General features: G+C 51.4%; 17 protein-coding genes and 1 riboswitch. Of the genes, 2 read left to right on the top strand and 15 right to left on the bottom strand.

Annotation, left to right across the window (positions count from 1 at the left end; all coding sequences use genetic code 11):
* Position 1: 1 nt before the first annotated feature.
* From CV945_RS03790 to CV945_RS03775, 4 genes are all read right to left on the bottom strand, one after another.
* Positions 2-1096, bottom strand: coding sequence for a D-alanine--D-alanine ligase (locus CV945_RS03790; RefSeq protein WP_100659165.1), 1095 nt, complete (start codon positions 1094-1096; stop codon positions 2-4).
* Between the two features lie 253 nt (positions 1097-1349).
* On the bottom strand, positions 1350-2492 hold the full coding sequence (locus CV945_RS03785) for an MGDG synthase family glycosyltransferase (protein ID WP_063193586.1): 1143 nt from the start codon (positions 2490-2492) through the stop codon (positions 1350-1352).
* A 12-nt stretch (positions 2493-2504) separates the two neighbouring features.
* Positions 2505-3101, bottom strand: coding sequence for a DedA family protein (locus CV945_RS03780; protein ID WP_011229731.1), 597 nt, complete (start codon positions 3099-3101; stop codon positions 2505-2507).
* A gap of 10 nt (positions 3102-3111) precedes the next feature.
* A complete protein-coding gene (locus tag CV945_RS03775) occupies positions 3112-3840 on the bottom strand; it encodes a polysaccharide deacetylase family protein (protein ID WP_015373786.1) in 729 nt (242 codons plus the stop codon).
* Between the two features lie 277 nt (positions 3841-4117).
* Here CV945_RS03775 and CV945_RS03770 point away from each other — a divergent pair, with 277 nt between their 5' ends.
* Positions 4118-5191, top strand: a complete 1074-nt coding sequence (locus tag CV945_RS03770; protein WP_100659164.1) for an undecaprenyldiphospho-muramoylpentapeptide beta-N-acetylglucosaminyltransferase — start codon at positions 4118-4120, stop codon at positions 5189-5191.
* A gap of 301 nt (positions 5192-5492) precedes the next feature.
* Here CV945_RS03770 and CV945_RS03765 read toward each other — a convergent pair whose 3' ends face one another.
* The 7 genes from CV945_RS03765 to CV945_RS03735 all read right to left on the bottom strand — a co-directional run bounded on the left by CV945_RS03765 (position 5493) and on the right by CV945_RS03735 (position 13736).
* The gene (locus tag CV945_RS03765) at positions 5493-6314 is read right to left on the bottom strand and encodes an undecaprenyl-diphosphate phosphatase (RefSeq protein ID WP_063193584.1); all 822 of its coding nucleotides are present in this window, start codon (positions 6312-6314) and stop codon (positions 5493-5495) included.
* A gap of 183 nt (positions 6315-6497) precedes the next feature.
* A complete protein-coding gene (locus CV945_RS03760; RefSeq protein WP_100659163.1) occupies positions 6498-7436 on the bottom strand; it encodes an ROK family protein in 939 nt (312 codons plus the stop codon).
* Between the two features lie 153 nt (positions 7437-7589).
* Positions 7590-8096 carry a spore coat protein gene (locus tag CV945_RS03755; RefSeq protein ID WP_100659173.1) on the bottom strand — a complete coding sequence of 169 codons (507 nt, stop codon included), beginning with the start codon at positions 8094-8096 and terminating at the stop codon, positions 7590-7592.
* 148 nt (positions 8097-8244) lie between these two features.
* Complete coding sequence (locus CV945_RS03750) at positions 8245-9228, bottom strand: sporulation protein (RefSeq protein WP_015373781.1); 984 nt, start codon at positions 9226-9228, stop codon at positions 8245-8247.
* A 65-nt stretch (positions 9229-9293) separates the two neighbouring features.
* The gene (gene ytaF, locus CV945_RS03745; RefSeq protein WP_100659162.1) at positions 9294-9932 is read right to left on the bottom strand and encodes a sporulation membrane protein YtaF; all 639 of its coding nucleotides are present in this window, start codon (positions 9930-9932) and stop codon (positions 9294-9296) included.
* A 105-nt stretch (positions 9933-10037) separates the two neighbouring features.
* Positions 10038-11873, bottom strand: a complete 1836-nt coding sequence (locus CV945_RS03740; RefSeq protein ID WP_100659161.1) for an APC family permease — start codon at positions 11871-11873, stop codon at positions 10038-10040.
* A gap of 100 nt (positions 11874-11973) precedes the next feature.
* Positions 11974-12248, bottom strand: a riboswitch (cyclic di-AMP (ydaO/yuaA leader).
* Between the two features lie 150 nt (positions 12249-12398).
* On the bottom strand, positions 12399-13736 hold the full coding sequence (locus CV945_RS03735; protein WP_063193581.1) for a TrkH family potassium uptake protein: 1338 nt from the start codon (positions 13734-13736) through the stop codon (positions 12399-12401).
* 447 nt (positions 13737-14183) lie between these two features.
* On the opposite strand from CV945_RS03735, the gene ltaS reads away from it, so the two are divergent.
* Positions 14184-16139 carry a lipoteichoic acid synthase gene (gene ltaS / locus CV945_RS03730; protein WP_100659160.1) on the top strand — a complete coding sequence of 652 codons (1956 nt, stop codon included), beginning with the start codon at positions 14184-14186 and terminating at the stop codon, positions 16137-16139.
* 17 nt (positions 16140-16156) lie between these two features.
* On the opposite strand, the gene CV945_RS03725 is transcribed toward ltaS, so the two are convergent.
* The 4 genes from CV945_RS03725 to CV945_RS03710 all read right to left on the bottom strand — a co-directional run bounded on the left by CV945_RS03725 (position 16157) and on the right by CV945_RS03710 (position 20814).
* Positions 16157-17485 carry a S8 family serine peptidase gene (locus CV945_RS03725; protein ID WP_100659159.1) on the bottom strand — a complete coding sequence of 443 codons (1329 nt, stop codon included), beginning with the start codon at positions 17483-17485 and terminating at the stop codon, positions 16157-16159.
* A gap of 125 nt (positions 17486-17610) precedes the next feature.
* Complete coding sequence (locus tag CV945_RS03720; protein ID WP_063193578.1) at positions 17611-18354, bottom strand: N-acetylmuramoyl-L-alanine amidase family protein; 744 nt, start codon at positions 18352-18354, stop codon at positions 17611-17613.
* 209 nt (positions 18355-18563) lie between these two features.
* The gene (locus tag CV945_RS03715) at positions 18564-19709 is read right to left on the bottom strand and encodes an ABC transporter permease (RefSeq protein ID WP_100659158.1); all 1146 of its coding nucleotides are present in this window, start codon (positions 19707-19709) and stop codon (positions 18564-18566) included.
* Position 19710: 1 nt separating this feature from the next.
* Entirely contained in the window at positions 19711-20814 is a 1104-nt protein-coding gene (locus CV945_RS03710; RefSeq protein ID WP_100659157.1) for an ABC transporter permease, read from the bottom strand.
* Positions 20815-20816: the final 2 nt, after the last annotated feature.

Here is a 20816-nt window from a genome sequence, read left to right as displayed (position 1 = left end):
TTTATTTTTCAAATGTGTACGTGATCGTCTGCTTTTCTTGATGCCGTTCCAACGCCAGCGCAATGAGGCGCTCGATCAGTTCCGGATACGGCACGCCGCTGTGCTGCCAAAGAAGCGGAAACATGCTGTATGGCGTAAAGCCTGGCATCGTGTTCACTTCGTTGATATAAACAGCGCCATCTTCGGCGAGGAAAAAATCGACGCGCGCAAGTCCAGACAAATCCAGCGCCTGAAACGCCGTAATGGCCATTTGTTTGATCGTCTCATACTGTTCTTTCGTTACGTCCGCTGGGATGATCAATTCGGTTTGCCCGTCTTCGTATTTCGCTTCATAGTCGTAAAATTCCTTTTTGGGAACAATTTCGCCAACGACCGAACAAATCGGCTCATCATTTCCGATCACGCCGATTTCAATTTCGCGGCCGACAATCGCCTCTTCAATAATAATTTTTCGGTCATACTGAAATGCCTCGATAAATGCGGCTTTTAAATCGCCGCGCTGCTTGCATTTCGAAATGCCGACGCTCGAACCGGCGTTGGCTGGCTTGACAAAGCACGGGTAGCCAAGCTCTCGTTCGATCCGGTCATACACCGTCTCGCCTCTTTTTTGCCAATCGTACTTCGTCACGGCGATATATTTTGCTTGGCGCAACCCGGCCTGCGCAAACAAGTTTTTCATCATCACCTTATCCATGCCGACCGCGGAAGCAAGCACCCCGTTGCCGACATACGGAATGTTCAATATCTCAAGCAACCCTTGCACCGTTCCGTCTTCGCCGTTCGGCCCATGCAAAAGCGGGAAAATGACATCGATCGTTTCCTCGTTTCCTCCCGCAGCCGAATCGGCAGCCGGAACTTGGTTCAAGGAAACCGGAATCAAGGCGGTCGCCGCCGAAGTGAATTGCAGCTGCTTGATTTCCTCGATCGGTCCGGTCAGTTGTTCGCCCTTGATCCATTGACCTTCCGGTGTAATATAAATCGGAATGACATCGAATTTATGAGGATCAATGGCGTTCATCACCGCCATCGCCGTCGACAACGATACTTGGTGCTCCGGTGATTTGCCGCCGTATAACACGCCAACTCTCGTTTTCATCATCGTTCCTCCTCTTTCCTTGGCCATCGTTCCTATTGTAACACGTTTCGCGCCCAACGGTCTGATATTTTATATGTACGATGCAGGTTGTTTCGCCACCCCCCATAAGCGATAAGGAACAAAAAAGTGAGGGTGTCTAAAAAGGTGGTTCTTCTTTCAGCAAAGCACAACATATCGTTTTCCAGCATTTGTTTTACACGTATATACAGGAATAAGAAAAGGTGCCCCGACCGTTTTGGGACACCTTCTGTCGCTACGGATGCAACGCGCGCCAAGCCATGCGTTGCGGCATGGCCGCTACCACTTCGGCGAGCGCTTCTTGCCCGGTTTTTTCCACGCCAGCAAAATAATCGGACACACGGCGGAAAAACCGGTTTTTCTCCACATCATCCATCAACAAGCGAAGCATGTGCTGCTCGCCGCTTTCTGGCCCGACCAAATGATAAATGAGACCATTTTGCTGTAAATATTGCAAATTGATACGCTCCTGCCCAGGCAAGCAATCAATCGTAAAAATCGGAATGCGCTTATGAAGCAACTCGCTGACCGTCACCCCGCCTGGTTTCGTAATGACGGCATCCGCCTCTTCATACAGCCGATTCATCTCTTCCGGGTCAGCGATGTATGGAAGCGGCCGGATATGAGGCAGCTGCCAGCTGGCGATTTCCTCGTACAGCTGGCGATTGGCGCCGCACAGCACCGAATAGCGGAACAACGTTGACGTGCGGGCCGCCCGCAAAAACGCCAGCATATTGCCAAGCCCTTGGTTTCCACCGGCGACAAGCACATGAGCGAGGTCCCGCTTGCGTCTCGCTTCCGACCGATTCATAAACACATCGTGCACTGGGATGCCAGTGACGATGATGCGTCCTTTGTCAACCCCGTACTTCGTGATCAGCTCCCATTTCGCCTCTTGGTGGGGAACAAAATGATAGTCAATAAACCGTTTCCCCCAGATGCTGTTCATAAAAAAGTCGGTGTAGACATTGACAACTGGAACCGTCAGCACCCGTTTTCGCTTCAGCCGCTGCAAAATGCGCGACGGAAACGAATGGGTGCAGACGATTAAATCCGGCTGTTCTTCTTCCACCATCTTTTTCATTTTGCTTTCAAAATAAGGCAGCCATGGCTCAAACGAAATGAACTCAAACCGGGGCGGCTCTTGGTACATCAGCGTTTTGTACACACGGTGGTACGAAGCAGGATGCGAGCGAATCCAGCGCAAGTAGGCCTCTGACACCATTTTTTCCATCAGTTCATTGCAATAGCTCAAAAAATCGATCTTTTTGCTTTCGACCGCCGGAAACTGGCGGCGCAAAAAATCCATCAACGTATCGGCTACTTTATGGTGTCCCGTATTCATTTGAAACAGCGGCAAAAACAATACTTTCATCATCGATCGCACCCTTTAGCTTTCGAAAGATTTTTTGCGCCTCCGCTGCCCAACCCATGCCGCAAGCAAAAAAAGCAAAAACAACGCCAAACCGGCAAGCGGAAAAGAAATCAGGGGGATATGGATGCGCTGGCCGAGCCAAAGCCCCGCCGCGGTCAACGGAACGGCCCAACCTGCCGTTCCAAGCGCCGACAGCAACAAAAACGGCCCGAACGGAAACCGGCTCACTCCCGCCATATACGGGCAAATTTGCCGCACCCCGGGAGCATAGCAGCCGAACAAAATCCCCCATTTGCCATAGCGGCCAAACCATCGGCGAGCCCGCTCCCAACGTTCAGCCGTAATTCCGACGCACTTGCCGTACTTTTGCACAAACGGCGCCCCCCACCACCGGCCGGCGCCGTATGCCGTCACCATGCCGGCCATCGCCCCGCCCCAGCATGAAGCGAGCGACGGTCCAAGCAGCAACTGCTCCTTGGCAACCATCACGCCGACCAAAAAGAGCAAGCTTTCCTCCGGCGCCGGAATGCCGACAATGCCGCAAAACAAAAAGAAAAACAGCATCACATATCCATATGACTGGACATACGGCAACCATACGCTTGTATCCATAGCTCCCCCGCTACATCGCCGAGATTTGTGTATTAGTTTGCACATTTCGCAGTTCCGTAATCGTCACCCAACGCATCTTTTTCGCTGCTTCATCCTTAAACAGCAGCTCGAGCGCTGACAACATTTGCTCTGGCGCGCGTTTGTCAGCACCTAGCGCATCCCCATTGTCATGAAGCACAATCACCGCCCCGCCGCGTATGGACGAACGCAAGCGGCGGAACAATTCCATTGTACCAATTTTTTCGTTCCAATCGCCAAGAATATGCGACCATAACACCGTTGTATACCGCTTTTGCACGATCGGCGTCCAAGCGTTAAAATGCCCCCACGGCGGGCGGTAATACACCGGGCGTTGGCCCGTCGCCCGCTCAATCGCCTTAGCGGCGCGGCGCACCCCCCAATCCAACCAAAGCGGCGGCAACAGCCAATTGCTGATGTGGCGGTAATTATGAATCCCAATTTCATGGCCTTCTTCGGCCATCCGCCGCACAATATCCGGATAGCGCTCGACTTTGCGGCCGACAACGAAAAACGTCGCCTTCACGCCGTATTTCTTTAATAAATCAAGCAACTTTGGCGTATAATACGGGTCGGGGCCGTCATCAAACGTCAGCGCCAGACAATCGGATGCCGTTCCCTCCCGAAACAAACGCACCCGCTTTTTGCGAATAATGATCGTCGGTACAATCCCATAAATGGCAATTCCCACAATGAAACAAACGAACAACCAAGCCCACATGGCATTCACCTCTTGATTGTACTTTACCAATATTTCTTCTCTCTGAAAATAGAAAAATGAACTTTCTATATTCGAGATCATCACGCTGTAGATGTTTTATCATATAACAAACAAATGAGAAATCGAACAGAAAATCATGAAAATTTCATGCAGACCGTCCAGTCTTCTTATTTCCTATACGAAAACCGCCATCGCTTGGTTTCCTCCCGAAGCTCGGTGGAATTTGCTATAATACATAACGATACACGAGCGATTAAAAAAAGACAGGTGATCCGCATTGCGAAAAAAAATCATCTTAACCGGCGGCGGCACAGCCGGCCACGTGATGGTCAACGTCGCTCTCATCCCGAAATTGAAAGAGCTTGGATGGGATATCGTTTACATCGGATCTCATCAAGGGATTGAACGGGAGATTATCGGCCGCATCGACGGCGTCCCGTACTATTCGGTTTCGACCGGAAAACTGCGCCGCTATTTTGACTGGAAAAACTTTAAAGATCCATTCAACGTGCTGAAAGGCGTTTGGCAGGCGTACCGCCTGATCCAAAAAGAAAAACCGGACGTCGTCTTCTCAAAAGGCGGATTCGTCTCCGTTCCCGTCATTCTCGGCGCTTGGCTGAACGGTGTGCCGTCGGTGATCCATGAATCTGACTTAACCCCGGGGCTTGCGAATAAAATTGCCATGCCGTTTGCGACAAAAATCTGCCTCACCTTCCCGGAAACGAAGCAATATGTCAATGCCGATAAAGCCGTCTACGTCGGCGCCGTCGTCCGCGAAGAGTTGAAGGATGGCAGAGCCGAACAAGGGAGGAAGATGTGCCAGTTCGACGGAAAAAAACCGGTCTTGCTGGCGATGGGGGGCAGCTTAGGCTCGAAAAAAATTAACGACGCCTTGCGCGCCAACCTATCGACGCTTCTTGCCGAATTTGACATCATCCACATTTGCGGCAAAGGGAACATCGACCCAAGCCTCGCAGGCCAAAACGGATACAAACAGTTCGAATACGTCAACGAAGAGCTGCCCCACTTACTCGCCTTAGCCGACATCGTCGTCTCCCGCGCCGGGGCGAACGCCATTTTCGAACTGCTCTCCTTGCGCAAGCCGATGCTGCTCATCCCGCTCTCGAAAGCGGCAAGCCGCGGCGACCAAATCCTAAACGCCCGTTCGTTTGAAAAAGCCGGCTATGCGGAAGTGCTGATGGAAGAGGACTTGACGAACGAATCGCTGCAAGCCGCCATTCACCGCCTATATGAAAACAAAGACCGCTACCGAAAAAACATGGAGAAAGCCGGCGCAAGCGATCCGCTGCAAACGCTGCTTGCAATCATTCAAGACACCGCCCGTTTGTAAAAACAGGCGATGCCCGATGCGGCCAACCACGGCCGTTTTTCGGCATCGCCTCGTTTTGTTTTCATCACCACACAACGAGCCTTCTCTCCTTTACACCGGCTCAAGCCGATAACGGTTGATACGGAACACATGGTCGCACAAGAGATCGATATCTTCTTGATGTTGTACTGGAATTGTGATGCTGGCTCAGTCTTAGCACTCAGCTAGCACTACGGGTTATTTTTATTCAAATTTTTTCGTTTGCCATTTCCTTCCCCCAACCAGAAAACCGCCCGGCGGAACACCCAGCCAGGCGGCGCGACTAGAAGTATAAGAAATAAATGACAACGGCCAGCACGATCCGATACACGGCAAACGGCACGAGGCGGATGCGGTTGATGAGCTCAAGGAAAAAGCGAATCGCGAGCAAGGCGAAGACAAAGGCGCTCAAAAAGCCGGCGATGAAAAACGGAATATCGGCGGTGGTGACGTATTGCCAGTTTTTCAACAGCGACAGCCCGCTCGCCCCAGCCATGATCGGAACAGCCATAATGAACGTGAAATCGGCGGCGGCGCGATGGCTCATGCCGACAAGCACCCCGCCAGAAATCGTCGAGCCGGAGCGGGAAAAGCCGGGCCACAAGGATAAACATTGCATCAAACCAACAAAAAACGCCTGCTTGTACGTAATTTGGTCGACCGTCTGCGTCCGCGCGGCTTTTTTGGCGAATTGGTCGGCGGCAATCATGAGCAACGCGCCGAGCACAAGGCCGATCAGCACCGTTTTGGTCGAAAACAAATGTTCATCGATGTAATCTTCAAACAAGACGCCGAGCACCCCAGCCGGCAGCAGGCCAATGATGACGTGAATGAGGTTAAGGCGCGGATGTCCGCCCGGATGACGGCCGCGAACGCCAAGCAAGTCGAGAAATCGGTCTTTAAACACGACCACAGCGGCTAGAATCGAGCCGAGCTGGATGACGACTTTAAACGTATTCGCCGCGTACTTGCCTAAAAACTCTGTGGATTTCAGCCAAAGATCGTCGACAATAATCATATGGCCGGTCGAGGAAACCGGGGCAAACTCGGTCAGCCCTTCGACCATCCCTAAAATGATCGCCTTCCATAATTCCATCCAGTGCATGTCCTTCCATCCTTTCTGCGCGGGGTCGTCCTTTCTATACATATGGGCCAAGCGGGTGGAATAACACTCCGCTTTTGGCCGCGCCTGCTCTATTGTACTACAAATCTTTGTCTTGTACTACCCGCGCTTTTTCTAGTCAGCGACCTTGTTTTCAAGACAGAACAGTCGACTTCCTGTTGCTGCCTAATGGGACGGGCCGGACGCTTCCCCTAACTCCCCGCGCCGCTCTAAGTAATGATACAAAGCGCCGAGCAAGTTCGCATCGTTTTTGAATTGGCACGTCTCCACCACTGGCTGGACTTTGGCAATGGGAACGAGCGACAATAACACCGAAAGCCGCTTGTTGATTTCGTCGACGAAATCGGGGCGGCTGCTAATGGCCCCGCCCAAAATGATTTTTTCCGGGTCGTATGCGTACTGCAAGTTAAAAATCCCTTGGGCCAATGAAAAATAAAACCGGTCAATGGCCTTTTGCGCGGCTTCATCGCCGCTCTCGGCCAACGCAAATACTTTTTCTCCGTCCAGCTCCCTCTCCGGCATCCCCTTTTCCTCAGCCGCCATCCGGATCAACGCGCTTGTCGCCGCCAGTTCGCTCCATGTTTTGCATTCGATCCTTCCGTTCTCATAGCGGACATCCATCAACATATAGCCAAATTCCCCGCCGTGCAAATGCGCCCCTTTATGGATGCGTCCGTCTTTCACGATCGCCCCGCCAATGCCGGTGCCGACAATGACAAAGGCGATGTCGCGGCAGCCCCGTCCCGCCCCCTTCCATAACTCGCCAAGCGCCGCGCAATTCGCGTCATTTTCCATCTCCACTGGCAGGCCCGTCGCCCCGCCGAATACTTCTTTAAAGTTTGGGCCGTGAATGCACGGCAATGCGCTGCTTCCGCCGATGATGCCGATGTCGCTATCCACGCTTCCTGCGGAACTGATCGCAATGCCGGAAAGTGGATAGTTGGCCTGCGCCTGGCGGACGACGTTAAGCAAGTCATCGCGAAATTGATGAAAGTCATGCCGCTCCGAACGGTAACGCCCCTTTTCGAAAAAGTCGCCATGCTCGTTCATGACGGCATGTTTGACATATGTGCCGCCAATATCAAAAACAATATAGTAACGCACCGATGACGCCTCCTTCGTTTACGATCTTTCCTCTCTTCTAGCTCCATTAGGCTTAGCTGTTTCTCCACTTTTATGTATTCGCCGTCGGTCCATCCGCTCCTCCCCGCTGCAATGAAAGAGGCCGCCCCGTTAGGCGGGGGCGGCTCGCCATCATCATCGTTCATATCCCATTGACAGCGCCTTTTGCGCATTGCGAACATCGTTATGCAGCAGCTGGGCAAGATCATATGCCGGGTAATAGCCGCGTTCATACATATAGTTGAACGCTTTTTCGTGCGTGTCAATGGCTTTGAGCAGATGTTTGACAAACGTTTTGCGCAGCACTGGCGTCGCCGCCTCGGTAATGGCAGCAGCATAATTGTGCACTGCCGTTTTTGAAAAGCCAAGCAAGTCGCCAGCGTGCAAGGCGCGGTCGCCATCATCATGGTCGCGGCTTTCTTCCATCATAGGTGCCGCCGGAATGAAGGCAAGCAGCTCGCGCAAATTCGTTTCCAGCCCTTGAATCGTCTCAAGGTACAATCCTTTTAATTCAGGACAGTCGATTTTGCCGACCGCCTTTTTCATTTTTATGAGCCCGTTTGCTTGAAAAGCGATCAGTTCATGCAACTCCAACGTTTCATGCCAAGCCAAATGGCGATGGCCGTGCATCTGTCCATGCATATGGATCACGTTCTCCCCTTGTTTTTCATTGGTTGATTTCCATTTACTGTATATGCCTGCCAAAAGGAAATGGTCACTATTGTCCAAGCTTCCCGCACCAGCAAAAAAAGGCGTCCCGCGAAAAGCGAAACGCCTTCCTCAGTCACTGTCACAACAGATCCCCGCCGTCAAATCCATCGCCGCCATCAAACCAATCATCCACGTCCAACCCGTCAGCGACATCATCGATCACATCGTCAAGCAACTCTTCCGCCACCATTCCCGCCAACATCCCGGCCGCAAATCCTCCAATGGCGCCAGCCCACCCATGTCCGCCATGATGCGAATGATGGACGGGTGGATAATGGCCTACTGGATGGCTATAGATTGGCGAATGCGGCGTTGCCAATGGATGCCCGCTCAGCTGGCCGAACGCCCCGGCCGCCCGCACCGCCTCTTCGATGGCTTCCCGAAGCAGACGGGCTGCCGTCGCCGAATCGCGAAGCTGTTCGTGAGTGATCAACAGCTCCCGTTTCATTTCGCGTTCCCCGCCAAAGCCGTGGCGGACGTCGATCTCCAGATACAAACGCACCCCTTCTCCCTCGACGAGGGCAAAAAACTCGACTTCTTGGACGATCCCTTGAAATTCGCTCGTCGGGAAGAACGCAAATTCCTGGCCATGCGGCGTAATGCTTCCGGATGTCGCTTTCTCCCGGAATCCCAGGGCGGCCAAAGCGGAAAACACTTGCTCCAAGGCCGTCGGCGGCAAAATGTGAATGGCGTCTTGGTCATATGCATCCGCCCCATCGGCAATATCCAGCCGGGTGACGAACGTATAACGGACCGTTGGGCGGCTGATCGGCAAATGGAGCGGCAGTGCGTACGAAAACGGGAGCACTTTCCGCTCACCGGGCTGAATCGTAAACGAGGAAGCGACCGGGATCACCGCTGCGGTTCGGCGATATGCCTTTCCTTCCGCGTGCACTTCCAATTGCAATACGACATCTAGGTTCCGAATGTGTTGGGCGACCGAACCACCTTCCAGCAAAAATTCCCCTTCCAACGTTTCACCAAGGCGCACATGAGGGCGATGCAGCACAAGATCCACTTTGGCAGCGCCAATGCCGAATTTCGATAAAAACTTTTTCCACATCGAACCTCTCTCCTTTCATCAACCTAATTTCACACTTGAATTACGAACAAGCCGCCAACATGGTGTCACCGAAATAATTTGATCAACCCTAGGACGATCAACACAACCCCAGGCAGCATTGTCGCCTTTTTCATGATTCCCGTTTTCGACACCATGTACCCCAACAATAAGCCAACGCGGATGAACACAAGATTAAACATGCCAACTAACAGGGCAAACGAAAGCGGGGGAAAATGCAAAAGCGACGAACTGATCCCGGCGCCAAACGCATCCATCGACAGGGCAAGCCCGATCAACACCGCTTCTTTTTGGCTGATCGTGCCTGAACGATCAAGATCGCCAAGTTCGGGGCGTTTCAATACTTGAACAGCGCCGCTGAATCGGTTAGCCTCCCCTGCTCCATCACATTCCATAGATGAATCGCTTCCATCTCCCTTTGGCTTATAGACGTTATAAATCGCCCAACCGCCAAGCGCAATGAGAATGACTGAAGCAAGCCCTCGCTCGACTTGCAACGGCAAAAAAAGCGCCAACAGACGGCCGATGTTCATGGATGCAAACACCACCGCCCCGGACATGGATGCGATCAGCGCCAACGAAAAGCAGGAAAAACGGACACCACCCATTCCATACGTAATGCCTACGCTCAAGCTGTCCATGCTCACACTGAAAGCGAGCAAAATCATGGACACCCATAACCACATATGAATCCCCCCTGCCGTACGATATGCAATTCCGTACGGAGAGGGGACTTTCTTGCCATTCGACACGCATCGATTTCCGGGGAAATGTTTCCCCTTTTCTCGACATTATTCCCGCAAATGATACGGCAATGTCGCAATGACAACATCTTTTTTCATGATCAAGAAAAAGCGCAAGATGATGGCTGTTTGGTTATGCAAAAATGTATGCCACCATTTTTTCACGATAAATTGAGGCAAGAGCACCGTCACCGGCGCGCGGTCTGCTTCTTTTTCCGCTTTCGTGATGTATTCTAACAATGGCGACAAAATGGTTCGGTACGGTGAATAGATGACTTTCAACGGAATGTCCGGATAAAACTTCTCCCACTTTTGCCGCAGCTTTTGTTCGTCTTTTTCGTCGAAAATAATCGACAGTGCCGTAATGTCGTCGGAAATGCTGCGAGCGTACTGAACGGATTGGGCGACCACTTTGCTGACGCCGGAAATGGGAATAATGACTTTTGGTTTCAACAGTTTCTCGCGCTGTTGCCACTCCCGTTCGTCAAGCCGCAATTGCTCGCCAAGTTTTTTGTAATGCTCGTGAATTCGGATGAACATCCAGACGAACAGCGGAATCGCCACGATAACGATCCACGCTCCTTGCGTAAATTTAGCGACCATCGTGACGAGCGTGACGATCCCGGTGACCACCGCTCCCGTTCCGACGGTGAGCAGCACGCCGATCTTCCGTCCTTCTTCCCGTTTCCATAATTTTTTAATCAACCCACCCTGGCCGATAGTGAAGGAAAGAAAGACGCCAACCGCATAAAGCGGGATGAGCGAATGAGTCTCCGCATGAAAAACAATGATCAACAAGATCGCCAACACGCTCAATAAAATGATGCCATTGGAAAACACGAGGCGATCGCCCCGGGCCGCTAAGCTTCTCGGCAAAAAACCGTCCTTCGCCATAATCGACGTCAGCTGCGGAAATCCGGCAAAACTCGTATTCGCCGCGAGCACTAAAATGACCATCGTCGCCAGCTGAAACAAATAAAACACAAGACCATTCCCAAATACATGACGCCCGATTTGCGAAATGACCGTTTGATGCTCGGTCGGAGTAACGCCGAATCCCGCCGCCAACACGGTGATGCCTAAAAACATCGTGCCAAGCAGCACGGACATCCACCCCATTGTAATCGCGGCATTTTTCGAGCTGTCCGGCCGGAACGCCGGCACGCCGTTGCTGATGGCTTCGACCCCGGTCATCGCCGAGCATCCTGACGAAAAGGCGCGCAGCAAAATAAACAAACTGTAACCGGACGCAAACATGTGAGCGGTTGACGCATGCTCATGCATCGTAAACCCATGCCATCCTTCCTGCCACAACTGCCACCCGCCGACAGCGATCATCACAAGAACGAAGCCAATGAACACATACGTCGGGTAGGCGAAAACCGTTGCGGATTCGGTAATGCCGCGTAAATTGAGCACCATTAAAAGCAAGACAAGAGCGACAGCGAGCTCCACTTTCCACGGCAGCAGCCCCGGAAACGCCGATGTCAGCGCGGCGACGCCGGAGCTGATGCTGACAGCGACGGTCAAGATATAATCGATCATGAGCGCCGCCCCAGCCACTAAACTGATTTTCGTCCCCAAATGGTCTCGGGCGACCACATACGCCCCGCCTCCAGACGGAAACGCGTAAATAATTTGCCGATACGACAACGTCACTAACAAGAGCAATACTAAAATCGCCACCGCGATCGGCAGCGAATAGAAAAAGACGCTTGTCCCTAATAAAGCAAGCACAAGCAAAATTTCTTCCGTCGCGTAAGCCACCGATGACAGGGCATCGGAAGAAAAAACGGCCAATGCCTTCCACTTAGGCAATTTTTCATGTTTCAACTGTTTCGTTTCCATCGGTTTCCCAATCAACAAACGTTTTAACGAAGCCATGCTTCCGTTCCTCCCTAAAGCATAAGAGTTGACTCATCGATTCAAAAGAAAAAACCGCTGAGGACGCACTCAACGGCTACAAATGTTCTAAAGCCATACTCGTCCCTCCCCAAAGCGCTTGCGAGGTTAGCTGTCGGGTTCGGGCTTGGAGAGATGCCCGTCCTTTCGGATTCACCCCTAGAGGGCCGGTGATTTAGTACAAAATGCCGCTATTCCATCTTTTTCTCAATTAGAGAAGCCTTGCGAAATCAGCCTTCTTTTTTTGGTGAAATGCCGCTGATTTGCTCGTGGCAGCCGTTTTTCACCGGCCTTCTAGCAACGAGCGTTGCAACGATTGGGTCCCCCGCTCCATGCCGGATTCAGCGCATCGTATCAAATTATTCTTGCTTCCATATCTTACTCCTTTGCTTGTCCCTCCGCCAACCTTGAAAAAGGGGGAAAACAGCGAGTTTCTGGGCTTTTGGGATTATTTTTTCTTTATTATTTCCCCTTCGCTCACGCTCCTGACATTTTTCTGTTTTTCACTCATCCAATCATCATTTTCCCTTTCGGATAGCGGAACGGATCAGGCTGACGGCGCAGCGTGACCGCATAAGCGATCGTCAACGGGCCGACGCGGCCGGCAAACATCGTCAAGGCAATGATCACCTTTCCGAGCGGAGACAACTCCGGAGTCAGTCCCATCGACAGCCCGACGGTTCCAAACGCCGACGTCGCTTCGAATAAAATCATGAGAAAGTCTTTTCCGCGCTCGGTGATCGTCAGCACCATCGTCACAAACATGACGATAAACAGCCCGCTCATTGTCACGGTCAGCGACTTGTACACCGTATCGTACACGATCCGTTTCCGAAATAAAATGACATCCTCTTTCCCGCGGATTTGCGACCAAACCGCGCCGAGCAAGGTCGTAAAGGTCGTGGTTTTGATTCCTCCGCCCGTCGAACCCGGGGAAGCGCCGACAAACATAAGAAAAACGATCAAAAACAGCGTCGGTTGCGTCAAATCCGGGATGTTAAGCGTATTCGAGCCCGCCGTTCTCGGAGTGACCGCTTGGTAAAACGCGGACAAAAACTTGCCTGAGAGCGACAACGGCCCCATCGTCTTCGGATTATTCCACTCCAGCAGCAATATGAGCGCCATGCTGGCCACTAGCAGCCATGCCGTCGTGATGACCACCACCTTCGTATGAAGAGACAGCCGCCGTGTTTGCCGGTACTCATACACTTCATTCATGACAATAAATCCGATGCCGCCTAGTATAATTAAAATCGGCACGACAAGGCTCACGACCGGATCTTCCACATAGCCGGTCAAACTGCGAAATTCGCCCATCAAGTCAAAGCCGGCGTTGTTAAAGTTGGAAATCGCATGAAAGAACCCAAAGTAAACGGCTTTCCAAAACGGCATATCGAACGAGAAACGAATCGCCAATAGCAATCCGCCGATGCCCTCAATGACGACGGTAAAAACGAGAATGCGTTTTACGAGCCGAACAATCCCTTCGATGCTCAGCTGATTGAGCGCCTCTTGCAGCAACAACCGCTCTTTCAAGGAAATCCGCTTGCCAAGCAAAAAGGCAAACAACGTAGCAAATGTCATAAATCCAAGCCCGCCCACTTGGATCAGCGCTAAAATGACCAGCTGGCCGAACAACGTGAACGTCGTCCCGGTGTCGACGACGACAAGTCCGGTTACGCACGTCGCGGAAGTCGCTGTAAACAAGGCGTCTAAAAACGGCAGCCCCCTTCCATCGACGGTCGCAACAGGAAGCGTCAACAGCAGCGCTCCAATCAAAATAATGAGTGCAAATCCGGACACGAGAATTTTCGGCGGATCAAAAAATTTGCCTTTCGAATTCATTGACATGGCTTACCCCTTTCTCTTCATCCAATCCCGTATCGTTGTGGATGATGCATAGAAAAAATATACCAAAAACAAGCTTGTTCGGGTACTCAAACCATTTTCATCATAGGCATTCTTTCTGCATAATAAAATGGATAAAGGGCGTGGCCACCGGCTTCAAGAATGTGGATGCATTGAAACCTTTTCCGTCTCCGTTCGTCTATATGAATGGCGAATGGCAGTCCGACTGGGGCCACACAAGCATTGAAGCGCGGAAGGGGGCTTGCACCAGTCCCATAAAAACATTCCATTGACTTTTGGCAGCAGACGTATTATGCTACTTGACATGGAGACGTTCCGATGTAAAATCATGTAAGAATAAAACGTTTGTTGCTGTGGGCAACGGTTGTTGATATAAACATAGAAACATCGTTAAGAATACGAGGCAAAGGAGGAGAAGAGGACGTGAAGGCAATTTGGGAAAAATGGTTGAAAAAATGTCGTTCTCTCCCTAACCAATACATCGGCTTTTTTATTTTTGCCGTGCTCTTATTTTGGTTGAAGACGTACGCCGCCTATTTAGCGGAATTTAACCTTGGCATCAGCAACTCCATGCAGGAGTTTTTATTGTTCATCAACCCGATCAGCTCGGCGGTATTCTTCCTTGGGTTGGCGCTGTTGGCCAAGGAAACGCGTGTGTACAAATGGCTCATTATTATTAATTTCATCTTATCGTTCATTCTATACGCCAATATCGTTTATTATCGTTTTTTCAGCGATTTTATTACATTCCCGACGTTGACGCAAACGAAAAACTTCGGCGATCTCGGCAGAAGCATTTGGGAGTTGCTCCGCTGGTATGACGTGTTCTATTTCTTGGATACGATCATTTTGGCGGTGATCGTTTTCTCGAAGCGATTCTCGCTCCCGGAAGTGCAGGCCGGCCGATTCAAAAAAGGCGCCATTTTCGCTTCGGCCATTCTTATGTTCAGCATCAACTTGGCGCTCGCTGAGACCGACCGCCCGCAGCTCTTGACAAGAACGTTTGACCGCAACTATATCGTCAAATATTTAGGCGTGTACAACTATTTGATTTACGATGCGTTCCAAAGCATGAAATCATCGACGCAGCGGGCGTTCGCAAACAAAAGCGACATCACGACTGTGCTGAACTATGTGCAGGCGACGTATGCCAAACCGAACCCGAAATATTTCGGCGTGGCGAAAGGGAAAAACGTCATTTACATTCATTTAGAGTCGCTGCAAAACTTTGTGATTAACTATAAGTTGAACGGTGAAGAAGTCACCCCGTTCTTAAACTCGCTCACCCGCGATCCGAACACGTTCTATTTCGATAACTTCTTCCATCAAACAGGACAAGGGAAAACGTCGGATGCGGAGTTTATGCTCGAAAACTCGCTGTTTGGCTTGCCGCAAGGCGCTGTCTTTACGACGAAAGGACAAAACACGTATCAGGCGGCTCCGGCCATTTTGCACCAATACGGCTATACAAGCGCCGTCTTCCACGGCAACTACAAAACGTTCTGGAACCGCGATGAAATTTACAAGTCGTTCGGCTTTGACCATTTCTTTGACGCCAGCTACTACGATATGAACGATGAGGACGTGTTGAACTACGGCCTGAAAGACAAACCGTTTTTCCGGGAGTCGATCCCGCTGTTAGAAACATTAAAAGAACCGTTCTATGTGAAATTTATTACGCTGTCGAATCACTTCCCGTACCCGATCAGCGAGGAAGATGCGACGATCCCGCCGGCGACGACAGGCGACGGCTCGGTCGACCGGTATTTCCAAACGGCACGCTATTTGGACGAAGCAGTGAAAGAGTTCTTTGACTACTTGAAAAAATCGGGTCTGTACGACCGCTCGGTCATCATTTTGTACGGTGACCATTACGGCATTTCGGAAAACCATAACAAAGCCATGGCGCAAATTTTAGGAAAAGAAATTACGCCGTATGAACATGCGCAATTGCAGCGGGTGCCGCTGTTCATCCACGTGCCGGGCATAAAAGGCGGCGTCATTCACGAGTTTGGCGGCCAAATCGATTTGTTGCCGACGGTCTTGCACCTGCTGGGCATTGATACAAAAAATTACGTCCATTTTGGAACGGATTTGCTGTCACCTGAACATCAAGAAATCGTTCCGTTCCGCAACGGCGACTTTGTCACGCCGAAGGTGACAGCGGTCAACGGCAAGTACTATGACACGAAAACAGGCGAACCTCTTGAAAGCACGCCGGAAATTCAGCGGCTCGAACAAATCGTCCGTACGAAGCTTGACCTATCGGATAAAGTCGTCTACGGCGATTTGCTCCGGTTCTATACACCGAAAGGCTTCAAGCCGGTCGATCCGTCAAAATATGATTACAATAACCGTGAAGAGGGAAGCGATCAATGATCGCCTCCCTCTTTTTTCTAGCGCTGCAGCAGTTGCTCAATGGCCCGCTTCGCATTCACGTAACCCGCCCCATATACGTTCGGGTCGCGCCCTTTCCACAAATCGGCGCCGTCTTTTAACGCCTGCTTGATTTCATCCGGCGTTGCATTTGGTTTGGCCTGAAGCATCAACGCGACAATGCCGGCGCAAATCGGCGTCGCCATCGATGTACCGGACATCGATATATAATGGTCACCGACCCGGCTTTGCTTATTCATCTTGTCAAGAAATGAACGCGGGGCGCGAAGCGATATAATGTTGACCCCGGGAACGACGAGATCCGGTTTTGTCACCCCATACTCGGTCGGCCCTCGGCTCGAAAACGACGCCACCTCATCGTCGGCGCGCGTTGCCGCCGTATCATGATCGTCAAGAGCACCGACGGTAATGATGCGGTCGCTAATGCCCGGGCTTGAAATCGTCCCATAATTCGGCCCTTCATTCCCTGCCGCCGCACAGACGACAATGCCCTGATCCCACGCCCGCTCCGCGACTTGCACGAGCGGATCATCATTTTCTATCGGAAACGGCTGCGGCTCCCTTCCAAGCGATAAGGAAATAATATGGATTCGCTTAGTCGAGTTTTTCTTATTGTAATCCATGCACCATTCAATGCCGCGCATAATCGTTTCCAACGTCCCGCTCCCTGAACGATTAAGCACTTTAACGCCGATGAGGTTTGCCTCATACGCCGGGCCGGCATACAGCCCGTCCGACATGCGCCCGTTTCCGGCCGCATCGCCGGCGCAATGCGTACCGTGGCCGTTGTCATCATACGGGGTTGTGCGCCCATTGACAAAATCGACAAAGGCAGCAATCCTCCCCTCCAAATCCGGGTGCGGGTAAATGCCTGTGTCGACAATGGCGATCGTCACTCCTTTTCCGCTTAACTCCGTTCCGTTGACAGCCACATGTTTGGCATTGGCCGATGGGACTGCATTGTTTAACAGCGCCTTGACCTGCCGATTGAGGTACACTTTTTTCACTTTCGGATGCTCGAGCAGCTGCTCAATCGCTGCCGGCGTCACCCGTGCGCTGTAGAAGGGAACATGGCGAAAATGGTGGCGTACTTTCATACGGAAATGATCGCGTTCCGCCTTGGCCACTGCCTCCATCCCTTCAGCATTTTCGACTTCAATCAAGACGGAAAGCGTCCGCCATTTCCTCAGCCATCGCTCCACCCAACGATGGAAAATGCACGGCATGCGCATCATCGGCTGGTACATGTTGACGAGCGCATGACGAAGCGGACGGTCAAGCCGCGCTGCATGGCGGCGAGCGAGCTGCACGATCGAATAGGTGAACACATTCTTCCCCTCCTTGCGTGTTTCGCTATACTCATATGAGGGAAAGATCGCGAAAGAAGCGGCGAGCTCACCAAGACAAACAAACAAAAAGCTCGCCCAGCGAAAACTAGGCAAGCCTTTCTTATTTACATTCCAATCCGCTCCAACACAATGTATTTTGCTTTTCCTAAATAACGCTCCACTTGGCGCAGCACATTTTCCTTCTCCGCAAATGCCCCGACTTGCGTCCCATCCACGATGACGCGCGTCAAATCACTCCCACTTGGCGCCTGTCCCCCTCCTTCGTCCGGCCTGCTTGGCGGAGGATCGTTCGGAGCATTCGGTTTCTTCCGCAGCCCAAGCGCCCGCTCCAACCCGTTCACATGCCCGCGGGCGACCATGCGCAAAAAACGGGTATCATTCAGTTTTCTCGCATCCTCTTCCCGGTCAATAAATCCGTTCTCCGTGAGCACGGCTGGCATCGCGGTCTCCCGCAGCACATGAAAATTCGCTTTCTTTTTCCCACGATCGCGAAATCCCGTAGCTTTGACGACTTCTTCATGAATGGCATCACGAATGCGGGCTGTTGCCGAATCGTCATCGAGCCGATCATAAATATAATCTTCATACCCCGTGCCGCCACCGGCATTCACGTGAATCGCGACGTATAAATCCGCCCCCCATTGATTGGCCCGGTCTGTCCGCTCATCAAGTGACACCGTTTCATCTTTTGTCCGGCTTAGCTGCACGGAAACTCCTTCATACTCATTTTGCAGCAGACGATTGATTTCGAGAGCAATAAACAACGTAATGTCTTTTTCCAACAACCCGTTGCCGACCGCGCCGGTATCGTTCCCACCGTGACCTGGATCGAGAAAAATTTTAACCATCTTTCTTCTCCTTTCACATCCTTCGTCGTTTCGGAATATGGCACTATTAGCATAAGCGTGGCACTCCAAAATGCCATAGATACTTCCCCAAGGCCAACAAATAAGGCGCAGTCAAAAAACGACTGCACCTGACATTTCCGCTGATCGACTTGTTCGATATGATGAAAGCCCCCCACACAGCCGTACAAGAAAACATAGACCGCTGGGCATTATACAAACTGTCCACTCTGTTGGCTTCGACTGAACTTGTAAACAGCCAGAAGGAAAAAGGTCAGCGCAAAGGCGAGAAGAATCAACAGATGCCAATACAAACTTCCGAAAGAGCGCCCCTCCTGCAGCTTTACCAAACAATCGAGCGCCCACCGCTGCGGTATAAAATACGCCGCTTTTTGCAAAAATTTCGGCATCAGCTCGACCGGCCAAAAACAGCCGGCCAGCATGCACGTCGGCACCGTGACTAAGGGCTGCAGCGCCCCTGCGGAAGCAGAGCTGTTCGCAAACATCACGGTAATCAAAGACAAGCCGATCGCGGATAAAGAGAAAAGCAGGAGCACCAGGGCCATTTGCCACATCGGAATATTAGGATCAATATGAAAGATGTTCTTCATGGCCGCGATTGTCACGATGATTTGTGCCGCCATCATCAACAAATTCACCACGACATTCGATAACACATACGTTCTCGCCTGAATCGGCGTCGTCAATAAGCGGGAATAGGTGCGCTCTTCTTTTTCTTTGATGATGATCTCCGTCAAATTTCCCGCTGACATCAACATAATCATGACCAAATAACCGATCGTTTGATACGTGACCCCTTTTTGTTTGGCTGTGTCGGACAGCGAGTGAACGGACAGGCGGAACGGCGCTTGTTGATACCGTTCATACATCTTCCAAAAGAGATCGCGATCCCCATTGGCCAATCGCCCCAATGTCGCCAAATGATCGATGTATTCATGCAAGTACGACTTGATGAACATCGTGATTTCCGCTCCCTTGAGCGAGACAAGTTCGATCGGCCGGGGCTGGCCGTGCTGAACGCTTTCGGAAAACCCTTGGGGGAAAATCAGCACGCCATCCACCTTTTGCGAGGTGATTTGGTCGTCCACCGCTGACAACTTCACGCTTTTCACGGAGAGATGATCAAGGCTTTTCAGAAAACGGATCGCATCATCGGCAACCCGCCCATGATCCTCATTGACCACCCCGATGCGCACATCCTTGGCCGGGGAGCTTCCGTAAGCAAACAAGGACAACAGAATCGCGGCCAAAGGGGTGCCGAAATAGAGCAAAAAATTGATTTTCCGACGAAACGTTCGCTTTAACGTATATCTCACCAACCAGATGACGTCATTCACCTTATAATCCCTCCCGTCTCGCCATCGACACGACAGCGATCATCAAAAACAACGCCGCTATACCGATATTCAGCAGCATAGTAGGAACGACGCTTGACAAATCGTTCGCATACACGATTTTGAAAATCGTGTCATTCATCCAAGAAAGCGGAGACAAATGGGCATACCATGCTGTTTCATCGATCGGAAAATAAGCGCCGCCGAAAAAGGAAGACAGCTGAATGATCACCATCGCAATCGTTCGCGCCGCTCCTTCCGTCCTTGCCATATAGCTCATCCCTAGACCAAAGCTGATGGCCAATACCACCTCGGTCAACATAAGCAACCATACGAGGCTTACGTGATGCCCCCAATCGGCATGAAGCACCCATTGGCTGAACAACATGACGACCGCAACACAAAGAAAATTCGCCGCCACGTTCCCGGTCAGCTTTCCAATAAAAATCTCGCTTTTGCGAACAGGAGCAGCCAAAAGGCGATCAGCCGTCTTCCGCGTCCGCTCCCCCCGCAGCAACGAACTGCCCGGCAATGCGCTGTATAAAGCAATCATCGTTGTCATCGCCACCGCATAATAATCCATCGCTCCCGGTTTGCGCTTGGAATGCAGCGACCGTTCTTGAATATACTCATCATGCACATGTTTATTGGATGGAACAAAACCAGGCTTCACCTCGGAAACGGCCATCGCCAGCTGATATCGGCCGACAAACGCGGCCATCATCCCCTCTACAATGCTTCCTTTGATCTTGTTGCGCTCATTGGTGTACAACTCCACTCCATGCGGGCTGATCTCGATGTATCCATCCGCTTTTCCTTCCTGCACCGCTTTCGTTCCTTTTATATGGTCGGATGCCTTTTGAAAATCGATGTGGGCTTTCTTCGCGGCTTGGACCATCGTTTGAATATACGGCGACAACGGCCCTGCTTGTTGATCGTTGTACAAGACGTGTACATCATCGACGGAAATCGTCCAGTGAAACGCGTTGGAAAGGGCTGTTCCTAAGATGAATATCAGTACGATCGGAAACAGCATCATAAAAAACAGCGTCCGGACATCACGAAAATCACTTTTGATTTCCTTGGCTGCAATGCGAAAAATATTCAAAA

This window comes from Geobacillus sp. Manikaran-105, from assembly GCF_002809955.1.
GTDB classification, from domain to species: Bacteria; Bacillota; Bacilli; order Bacillales; family Anoxybacillaceae; genus Geobacillus; species Geobacillus thermophilus.
This window is presented reverse-complemented; position numbering and strand designations above follow the sequence as displayed.